Origin of the sequence: Pseudomonas fuscovaginae SE-1, assembly GCF_000364705.1 — a bacterium.
Taxonomy (GTDB): domain Bacteria; phylum Pseudomonadota; class Gammaproteobacteria; order Pseudomonadales; family Pseudomonadaceae; genus Aquipseudomonas; species Aquipseudomonas fuscovaginae_A.
In genome coordinates, this window is the sequence record NZ_AQOH01000360.1 from 1 (window position 1) to 3,457 (window position 3,457).

Below are 3,457 nucleotides of genomic sequence, written 5' to 3' on the forward strand. Positions count from 1 at the left end.
CGCTTGCCCAGCGCGGCGCTGTGCCTGCGCCCGCTGGTATCGAAGCGCCTGCGCGGGCGCAGCCTGCATGTGCTGGAACGGGCACTGCGCGATCTGCCAGTGCCAGTATTGGGGCGCATCGATGACGATGCGCTGTGGCTCGACCTGCGCCAGTTGGACGATGAAGCCCAGTGGTTGGCGCAACTGCCGGCGCTGCAGTTGGGGGCGGTGCAGTGATCGTCGGCACCGCCGGACACATCGACCACGGCAAGACCGCACTGCTCCAGGCCCTGACCGGCCAGGCCGGCGACCAGCGCCAGGAGGAGCGCGCCCGCGGCATGACCATCGACCTCGGCTATCGCTACGCCGCGCTCGGCGAGGGAGAGGGGTTGACCGGTTTTATCGACGTGCCGGGGCACGAGCGGTTTATCCACAACATGCTGGCCGGTGCCCACGGTATCGACCTGGTGCTGTTGGTGGTGGCGGCCGACGACGGGGTCATGCCGCAGACCCGTGAACACCTGGCGATCATCGAATTGCTGGGTATTCCCCAGGCGCTGGTGGCGATCAGCAAGAGTGACCGGGTGGACCCGGCACGGCTGGCTGAAGTCCAGGCGCAAGTGACCGAGCTGCTGGCGTCGGGGCCCTACGCATCGGCGGCGCTCTTTCCGCTGTCGAGTCTCTCCGGACAGGGGATCGAGCCGCTGCGCCAGGCGTTGCGCGAGGCCCAGGGGCGTGTGCGCCAACGTAGTGTCCAGGGCGGTTTTCGCCTGGCGGTCGACCGGGCGTTTTCGGTTTCGGGGGCCGGTATCGTCGTCACCGGCACGGCGCTGGCCGGGCAGGTCGCTGTCGCTGACACCCTGCTGCTGGGAACGGCCGGCAAGGCGGTGCGGGTGCGGGGTCTGCATGCGCAGAACCAGGCCGCGTCGCAGGCTGTTGCCGGGCAACGGGTGGCGCTGAACATCAGCGCCGACCGCCTGGCGGTGGAGCAGGTGCACCGGGGTGACTGGCTGTTGCCGTCGTGGCTGCATGCACCGAGTTCGCGAGTCGACATCGAGCTTCATCTGTTACCCGGTGAAACCCGTACCTTTGAACACTTCAGTGCCGTGCATGTGCATCTCGGTACCCAGGACGTCACCGCCCGCGTCGCCTTGCTCGAAGGCGAAAAGCTCCTGGCCGGCCAGCGCATGTTCGCCCAGTTGCTGCTCAACGCACCGTTGCAGGCGGTGCACGGTGATCGTCTGGTCCTGCGCGATCAGCGCGCCCAGCGCACCCTGGGTGGCGGACGCGTGCTCGATCCGTTTGCGCCCAGCCGGCAGCGTCGCAGCGAGGCGCGCCTGCGCCAGTTGCAGGTGCTGCGCGGGGCCAGCACGCTGGAACAGGCCTTGCCGGCCCTGCTCGACACTGCGCCGGGCGGACTCGACCCGCAACGCCTGGAGCGGCAGTTCAATCGTCTGCGCGAGAGCTGGCAACTGCCCGAGCATGTCCAGGTGCTCGCCACCCGCCAGGGCCAGTTGCTGTTCGCCCGGCCGCAGTGGCAGGCGCTCAGGAACCAGTTGCTGGCGCGGCTGGCGCAGTTTCACCAGCAGGAGCCCGACCAGCTTGGCCCCGACCGCGATCGGCTGCGCCGTTTCTGCGCCTTGCCACTGGAGCGTCCGGCCTTTGTCTGCCTGCTGGATGAGTTGCTGGCCGAGGGCGCGATCAGCAGCAGCGGCCCGTGGCTGCACCTGCCGGATCACAAGGTGCAACTGAGCGAGGCCGACGAGTCGCTGTGGCAGCGCCTGCAGCCACGCTTGCTGGCGGGCGGGTTCGATCCGCCGTGGGTCAGGACCCTGGCCGGCGAGGAAAAACGGGAGGAGGGCGAAGTCCGCCTGCTGTTGCGCAAGCTCGCCCGACTGGGCCTGTTGCACCAGGTGGTACGTGACCTGTTCTATCCTGAGGCGACCTTGCAGCACATGGCCGAGCTGCTGTCGCGGCAGGCTGCGGCATCGCCGATAGTGCAGGTGGCGGCGTTTCGCGATATGTTGGGCATCGGTCGCAAGCGCAGTGTGCAGATACTGGAATACTTCGACCGCATCGGTCTGACCCGCAGGGTCGCCGACCAGCGTCATATCCGTGTTGACAGTGCCCTGGCCCGGCAGCAGGCCCGGCACTGAACATCCAGGGAAGGCAATCGCGCCCGGTGGCGCGGCCGGGCTTCAAACCCGGTTGGGGACGGCAGCCGTTCCCGGGCAGGTTCGACTCCCGCTGCCTTCCGCCAATTGTGTGCAGGGCTTGCCCGCGAATAGTCTCGAAAGAGCAGCGCTTACGCGCGCTCCCCACACAGATCCAGGGCAAACCACTGCTCTGCCGTCTGCACATCCAGCCCCGCGCCGAGTAACGCGAACAACTTGCCCAACGCCGCTTCACGGGTCATGCCGCCGCCGCTGACCAGGCCGGTATCGCGCAGGCGACTGCCGGCAGCGTAGGTGTCGAACACCACCGAACCTTCCGGGCACTGGCTGATGGCGACGATCAGCACGCCACGCTGACGTGCCTCGTGCAGCACATCGAGCAGGGCCTGGTCGTCGGACGGGCCGGTGCCACTGCCGTAGCATTCCAGCACCAGGCCCTGGATGCCGCCGTCGAACAGTCCGCGCAGGTGGGCGGCCTGCAGGCCGGGGTACACCGGCAGCACGGCCAGGTTGACCGGTACCCGTGGCTGACGGTAATCCAGCCGGTCCGGGACCGCCGCCGCCCGCTCGCCTTCGCGATGACGGGCTGGCGCGGTAAAGGCGTCGAAGGCCTCGCTGCGCAGTTTCGAGGCACGGCAGCCGTGCAGCAAATGACCGTGGAAGAACAGTTGCACGCCGCCTGGCAGCCCATGTTCGAAGTGCTTCAGGGCACCGATCAGGTTGTCCCAGGCATCGCTGTCCGGCGCACCGGCCGGCAGCATCGAGCCGGTCAGCAGCACCGGGACCGGCAGGCCGAGCAGCAGGAACGACAGCGCCGCGGCGCTGTAGGCCAGGGTATCGGTGCCGTGCAGCACCAGTACGCCGTCATGGCCGCGCTGTTCGACGGCCTCCACGATGGCGTCGCGCATTGCCAGCCAGTTGGCCTGTTGCATGTTGGCGCTGTCGATCAGCGGGTTGAGTTCCTGCAGCGACCAGGGGACCCGCGGCGCGTCGGCGCAGCCGGCAAGGTATTGGCGCATGCGTGCCTCGAAGCCGCCGGCCGGAGCCAGGCCTTCGGCGGTCTGCAGCATGCCGATGGTGCCCCCGGTATAGAGGACGAGAAGATTCTTGACTGCACCCATGGGAGCATTCCGTAGAGATTTGGAGAGAGAAAGAGACAGCCGCCCACGAACGGGGCGGCTGAGGCAAGGAGAATATCAGCGTTGCGGCTGCGCTTGGGCGGCGGCTTTGTCAGTGACTGTTTCTACTTGCGGGTTGGCTGGCCAGGCGGCACGGTCCAGGTCCAGGTCGTTGAACTTGCTGGA

Annotated in this window: 2 protein-coding genes, 1 tRNA gene and 1 pseudogene; 3 read left to right on the forward strand and 1 reads right to left on the reverse strand. The window is 67.8% G+C overall.

What is annotated here, in order from left to right; genetic code table 11:
• The 3 genes and pseudogenes from K675_RS31555 to K675_RS0128295 form a co-directional block, all read left to right on the forward strand.
• Positions 1-216 (forward strand): annotated as a pseudogene (locus tag K675_RS31555) (L-seryl-tRNA(Sec) selenium transferase); the annotation flags it as partial.
• Positions 213-2,135 (forward strand): selenocysteine-specific translation elongation factor, encoded by a 1,923-nt coding sequence (gene selB / locus K675_RS0128290; protein ID WP_017906828.1) that lies wholly within the window; start codon positions 213-215, stop codon positions 2,133-2,135. The pseudogene K675_RS31555 and the gene selB, both read left to right, overlap by 4 nt.
• A gap of 8 nt (positions 2,136-2,143) precedes the next feature.
• Positions 2,144-2,239: transfer RNA gene (locus K675_RS0128295), tRNA-Sec, on the forward strand.
• A gap of 45 nt (positions 2,240-2,284) precedes the next feature.
• Here K675_RS0128295 and K675_RS0128300 read toward each other — a convergent pair.
• A complete protein-coding gene (locus K675_RS0128300) occupies positions 2,285-3,274 on the reverse strand; it encodes an asparaginase (RefSeq protein WP_017906829.1) in 990 nt (329 codons plus the stop codon).
• Between the last annotated feature and the right edge of the window lie 183 nt (positions 3,275-3,457).